Source organism: Mesorhizobium sp. M0074 (assembly GCF_040322975.1).
Taxonomy (GTDB): Bacteria; Pseudomonadota; Alphaproteobacteria; order Rhizobiales; family Rhizobiaceae; genus Mesorhizobium.
The window spans coordinates 1-6083 of record NZ_JAMYUM010000057.1 but is presented as its reverse complement, the minus strand read 5'-3'; the positions used below and the strand labels follow the sequence as shown (position 1 = coordinate 6083).

Genomic DNA, 6083 nt, shown 5'->3' with positions numbered 1-6083 from the left:
CTGACGAGGTTCGCGGAAAAGCGCCCAACAGCGGCCACATCGCCGCTTCAGGCCGCCAAAACGTCCTCGCCGTGCATCAAGGCGGCTAGGAGATCGGCGACTTCGTTGATCGGCCTTCGCTGTCCGACAAGTTGGGTGGCTAAGCTGTGGCGCAGGAGATGCGCACCTCCGACAAACTCGATCCCACTATGCCGCAACCGGCTCTGTACGATCCTCGAAACAGGCGACGCGCACCTGAACGGCCCTACCGGCGGCGTGAAGGACAGAAATAGGTACGGACTATCCACCTTCGGCCGAGCGCGCAGGATGTAGTCGGCGAGCGCGGCGCCGGCTTCCTCGATGAGCGGGGCCACTCGATCACGCTTGCCCTTGGTGCGCCGGACAAAAACCTCCCCAGTTCGCCAGTTGATATCGTGCGGCTGAAGGGCGCGCAGCTCGCCGTTGCGAATGCCCGCGGTGGCGAGCAGCACCAGGACGGCTCGATCGCGGACGTCGACCGGTGTCGTTGCGCCGATCATATCCGCACGCCGAACGTCGTCCCATGCAAGGCTCGGCGGTAGATGAGCCAAACGCCAGTGGGGTGTCCTGGGGACGACGCGGGCAAGATCCTGGTCATGGTAACCAGCCCAATACAAAAACCGAAGAAATGTCCGAATGTGAGAAGTTGCTGCCGTGCGGGTGCCGGAGGTCGACGATAGTGACAGCCGATGTTCGACAGCAGCAAGGACATGCTCAGCTGTCAACGGGGCGGCAATGTGTTGATGGCGGCGAACTTCACCTGCAGCCAGGTCGTCTCGTCCTGATCGACCGTAATGCGATGACGTCCCGCCCAGGGCGCCGCCGCAAGTTGGGCAAAGACGCGGTGAGCAGGATCGTGTGGGCCAGCATCGGCAGGCCGCTCGGCCAGCCTGTTCGTCTGCACCCGCACGAGGAAGCTCGTACCAAGGTCATGGGCGGTGCAATAGAGCTCGTAGATGTCGCTCTACCGGTCACCCACATGCACACAGCGCTCGGGCGCGCCCACGAGCGATGGACTGACGCAAGTTCTCCAGCCAGCGGTAGCTCCGGCGTTGATGGTCTTGGTGAAGCCGATTTTGCCCGGCTGCGCGCGGCTGTAGGTAAATTCGGTCGTGTCCTGCAGGATAAGGATCGGACCTTCGCTCGCCGCAACGCGCGCCGCAGTCGCGGCGAAATGGCCGGCGAGAACGCTATGTTCGGTCACACGCGGGTTGTCAAAGAAGCGGCAGGCCGTCTTGGCCGCTGCCCGGTCGCCACAGGCCGCCGGGATCGGCCTGCCCGGCGCTGCTGACAGCTGATCCAGCAACCACTGCAGCCGGCGGACCAAGGGCTTGTCGGGAAGGGCCGCCGCGCAAAGCTCTTCCTGCCAAGCGGCTCCGCTGCTGCTGGTCTTGTCTCGCATCCGTGACGCCTCCGTGATTCGGCGTCACGGACAGAATCACGGCAGATTCATACGGGGCAATAGGCCCGCCGACGATGTGGGTAATCAAAAGCCGGTGAAGCCTTCAGCGTATGCGTACATCATCGCCCAGGCCGCGCAGCTTTGTTTCCAGTCTCCCCAGAGCCTGAGCCCGAGCCTCGCGTAGCAAATGGGGTGATCGACCAGCTGATTAAGTCGACGCCACGCTGAGCTATCATCTTGGTCTCAGCAAGATCGGGCGAAGCGGCGACGATATATCCGATGCAGTCTCGATAATCGCCTTTCCTGGCGATCGGCGTCTTGGGTTCAATACACAATTTGACCTCGACGACACTTGGTACGGCGGCCGCCTGACTCTCCCCATCGATCCGGTCGAGGATACCATCGCGATCTGGAACTAGGTACCGCGCCACCACAGTCTGCGAATGCCTTCTGCGCCGATTCCGCCTGTCGCCCAGGACAAGCTTGATGTGCTCGGTGACAAGATCGACACCGCACGCCAGCTGAACCATTTGAGGATCGGGCGCGCCCGCAAGACGCGGGTTAACTTCAATGACGACTGGGCCACGCTTCGTCCACCGGACTTCAACGCCTGCTGGTCCCCAGCCCAGGCCGAGAGCTCGCAAACAGCTTCGTGAAAGATCGGCAATACGTTCATGTTGCTCCTCGGTCAGAGAGGCCGGAAACGTCCACTCTCGGAAGACGAAATGCGGCGGGGGATCAAATTCGGCCGCACAAATCCCAATGAGCTCATCGCCCATCATGTAAGCGCCGTAGTATGGGCCGTTTGCGAATTCTTCGACCAGTACCTTTGGCGAAGATCGCCATACGTGCTTCCCGCCCAATAGATAGGCCGTATGTTCGATCAAATCATCGACGTTGCGGCACAGTCGGACACCGCTGCTGCCGTTGCCTACGGCTGGCTTAAGAATTACCGGCGGTCCTATTTCCGCCGCAGAATGTTCGACGTCCGTCGCGTTCGTTGCCAACCGGTACGCAGGTACTGGGACGCCGGCCTCCGCGAGCAGCCGACGTTGGGTGAATTTGTCGCAGCATCGCTCAATGGATGCGGGACTTGGCCCAGGTAGATCAAAATGCTTGCAGAGCTTGGCAACCGCCGCACAGACCCACTCCTTGGCGCAGGTAATGCCAGCAACCTCGTAAGTCGAACGGAGCCGGGAACATTCTCGAGTCAGTGATCGAGATCGTTTGTATCAACCCGGATTGCCTCAATGCTTTCCGCCACTCGCCAATCATACTGCGCTGGTTCAGACGACAGGATAATTGGATGAAGTCCAAGACGTCGGGCCGCTTGGGCGTATGGCAAAATATTCCCCGTTGGATCACCTTCGACCAGAATGATTGCCCTTCGTGTCATCGGCTGCCGTGCCTCCATTACGTGTTGTTCGGCGATCGAGGTAAATCGGCATCCGGTTTTTGAGCCGGTGCCTTGACCTCAGACTTCGTGATAAACGTACCATTGTTAGGGACTTCCGATCGCAAAGATTTTGTAAAATTCAATTTGGATCCTCTAGTCATCCTTGCCGAGGACAAAACCGGAGGCGACATCCAGAGCTGCAAACAACGTCGTTGTGCCCTGCCGAACAGAAGAATGGGTACGCCGTTCAGGCACGCCGGGCATAATCGGCAAGACCGGCTGCTCGCGATCAAGTGCCTGGATTTGGCTCCTCTCGTCCGCACTGAGAACCAGCACCCGATTAGGAGGCGACGGATATAGACCGACGATGTCGCGGGCCTTATCGACGAACAAGGGATCGCTGAAAAGCCTGAACGTCTCGGTGCGATGGGGCTGCGGGCCGAAGGCGTTCCATGTCCGCCAGATCGTCGTGTGCAAAAAGACGGCGGCTCCTGCCATCGAGCGGATCGACCAATGGGTCGCATCGGGTGGCGTGGAACGTAGTGTGCGCTCGATCACCCCAGCAATCTGATCATCATCAATCGTTCGGGGCCGGCCAGGGCGAACTTCGTCGAACAGGCCATCGAGCCGATGTTTAAGAAAGCGCCGTCGCCATTTGCCAACCGTATGTTCATGCCACGCCAAGTTCGCCCGGGACGATCTTTCCTAACCGGCATAGTCAGACATCGAAGGGAGCCGGATATGGCCGAAGGGTGAGCGAATCACGTCACGTGGCGCGCACCTGTGTAATTGACGCACACACCCGGCCCCCGTATGGAGCAGTAGAGCGACCTCGTAGTCTGAGGGGCGGTCCTCCCCTCTGCTAGGCCGCTTTGTCACGCACAAGGCAACGCTTTCTGGTAAACGGTTTTGAGTTTGAATGAACCCAATGTATCATGTCTATAACAGTCATACCGTGGTTTTCCAACATCTTTGGAAAGATGCTATTTTTCCCCATCCCTGGAATGTAGTTGCATTCTAGGAAAACTATTTCGGAACGAGACGACACCAGAAAATCAAACCTGGCGGCATTATAAATATCGACTGTCGAAGCTATTATTCTTGTGACGGACTTAATCCGATTAGCAATTGAGTTACTATTACGGTCATCTACTACACTTAGATCGGACATGCCTTCGATAGACTTCTCTTTCCGTCCGAATAAACCTCTATTTGTCTTGATTTCTACAACAGGAAGCGTTACTATATCGCTAGAATTTGCGATGCAGCCGCATGAATATTCTTTTCCATGAACAAATTCTTGCAATAACGCCGCGCCATCTTGTTCGAGTATTGCATTAATAAGAGCGATGACCTCTTCTCGATGGGCTTCAGGTTCATCAAACCGCTCAGTAAGCAGCGACGAGCCGAGCGAGTTAGGCTTCACTACGATAGCACCTTGAAACGAGTTTACAAACTGAACCATGTCCAGTTTATCTTTCGCTTTTATTAGTATTGTCTTTGGAATCCTCACAATATCATTAGGTATTAGCGAGGAAACGAAAGACGACATCGCGTACTTATTCATCGTCAGCGACGCAACTTCGGGATCGCCGAATGTACCTTTTAAACCTAAAACAGCCGCAAGTGTCTGGGCCCCTCCGTCTTCGCCAAATTGTCCGTGCAACAAGTTGACAACGTATTCTTTGCACGATGCCATCGCTTCAAAGGCATTAACTAACGTGCGTCGCGGACGAATGACTTCACTGGAAATGATGGCATTCAGATCATCAATCACAAAAGGTTCATCGAATGGGAGCGTTGTGACATTGCCGTCTTTCTGACTTACGTGGTGTATGTTTTTCACGGTGAACGGCCGTTCAGCTTTGGAAAGACTTAAGTATACACTGATAACATTCAATAATGATGACACAGATGAGTCATAACCCGTCGAAATCCCACCAAATATGAACGAAACTTCGGGCCGCATTTTTCGCCTCCGAGATGCTGTCGACACGTGAACCTATAATATTTTGAAAATTTCTGGAGCTACCAACTCCGGTGGCTTGACCGGCTGGAGTCGACTGTCCTGGCCTCACCGGCGCAACTGTCCAGTGAGGCTTCCGATTGATCACATCGGCGGCGGCCCTACCCCCCGTATGAATCTGCCACGCTTCTGTCCGTGACGCCGAATCGCGGAGGCGTCGCAGATGAATGGCGGTGGAGTCGATTGTGGCGCGACAATTCTGATAAGAAGCCATTTCGCGGTGGGGACGCTCATTACTGAGCGCCCCCGCACAGATCCCACGCGGGCGGCTTTCCCGCACGTGGCTCCTATCTCGAGTGTTTGACGGCGAAGCGGACACTTGGCCATGGATGAAGGTTTGCAAGGCTTGGAAAGGTAGTCGTTGGCTAACTGCGCGATCCGTTCCCACGTAGCGTCGTCCTTCTGGTACGCCGCCAAAGGTCGATCACCCGATACCCGAACGCCGTGAGCGCCGTGAGCGCCGGGATATTCGTTGGAACCGCGAAGTATGTGAAGTGCCCGCCCACGATCTGCCTCAGCCCCTGTTGAGGGATCGGCCAATGCATTCGACGCCGCAGCTCCACCTTGATGTATGTCCTTGAGCTTCGCCCGCATTGCGGTCACTGCGGGTCTTCCGCTTAAGCTGGAAGCGCGCGCGACGTGACTCCCGCAGATGAATGTAAATCCCAAGAAGACGAAGATCTCCGGTTTGCCCCACTTCGCCTTTCGGCTTATAGGGTCGCTTATCCCGGTGCCGCCCGGGAACGCGACGAGCCCTCCTGGGGTCACGTCCAGATCTTGCGTACCGTGCCGCCCGCAAACACCTTGGTGTGACGGATGGGTAAGAGCGCCTTCGCTGCCATAGTGCCAGCTCGACCTTGCCCGTCTTTGGCCGACCGGTTGATCGCTGGGGTAGCCGATTACGGCCCGGTACTTCTCCGCAAGCCCTTCGGATTCCACCTCGCGGTGGACACCCTGCCCTCCGGTTGTCTTTCGACAGCACACCGACTTAGGTCCGTCCTTGGCTGTTTCCGCCGTTTCCAGCTTCGTGCCATGCAAGCGCCGTTCGAGACGCTTGTCCGGCAAGCTCGAGCAGACGAGTCGGCGTCACAGACAGAACGAATCACAGGAGATTCAGCTGTGGCAAATATGGCCAGACGATGTGGGTAATTGAAAGCCGGTGAAGCTTTCGATTACCCACATCGTCGGCTTGATCCAATGGAGATGCCGAAGGCGATGTCGTGCAAGCGGTCATGCCGCGC

General features: G+C 57.0%; 4 protein-coding genes and 2 pseudogenes. All 6 read right to left on the bottom strand.

Annotated features, from left to right (window positions below; all coding sequences use genetic code 11):
* Positions 1-47: 47 nt before the first annotated feature.
* The 6 genes and pseudogenes from NKJ73_RS33755 to NKJ73_RS33730 all read right to left on the bottom strand — a co-directional run bounded on the left by NKJ73_RS33755 (position 48) and on the right by NKJ73_RS33730 (position 4785).
* Positions 48-518 carry a tyrosine-type recombinase/integrase gene (locus NKJ73_RS33755; protein ID WP_352572688.1) on the bottom strand — a complete coding sequence of 157 codons (471 nt, stop codon included), beginning with the start codon at positions 516-518 and terminating at the stop codon, positions 48-50.
* A gap of 221 nt (positions 519-739) precedes the next feature.
* Positions 740-928 carry a hypothetical protein gene (locus tag NKJ73_RS33750; protein WP_352572686.1) on the bottom strand — a complete coding sequence of 63 codons (189 nt, stop codon included), beginning with the start codon at positions 926-928 and terminating at the stop codon, positions 740-742.
* 54 nt (positions 929-982) lie between these two features.
* Entirely contained in the window at positions 983-1420 is a 438-nt protein-coding gene (locus NKJ73_RS33745; protein WP_352572684.1) for an IS4/Tn5 family transposase DNA-binding protein, read from the bottom strand.
* Positions 1421-1539: 119 nt separating this feature from the next.
* A pseudogene (locus NKJ73_RS33740) lies at positions 1540-2816 on the bottom strand (ATP-grasp domain-containing protein).
* 162 nt (positions 2817-2978) lie between these two features.
* A pseudogene (locus NKJ73_RS33735) lies at positions 2979-3500 on the bottom strand (IS630 family transposase); the annotation flags it as partial.
* A 178-nt stretch (positions 3501-3678) separates the two neighbouring features.
* Entirely contained in the window at positions 3679-4785 is a 1107-nt protein-coding gene (locus tag NKJ73_RS33730; protein ID WP_352572682.1) for a D-alanine--D-alanine ligase, read from the bottom strand.
* Positions 4786-6083: the final 1298 nt, after the last annotated feature.

What these genes read in the sequence shown, in the direction of transcription:
- NKJ73_RS33755 (WP_352572688.1), bottom strand. Translation starts at nt 518, where the DNA reads ATGATCGGCGCAACGACACCGGTCGACGTCCGCGATCGAGCCGTCCTG.
- NKJ73_RS33745 (WP_352572684.1), bottom strand. Translation starts at nt 1,420, where the DNA reads ATGCGAGACAAGACCAGCAGCAGCGGAGCCGCTTGGCAGGAAGAGCTT.
- NKJ73_RS33730 (WP_352572682.1), bottom strand. Translation starts at nt 4,785, where the DNA reads ATGCGGCCCGAAGTTTCGTTCATATTTGGTGGGATTTCGACGGGTTAT.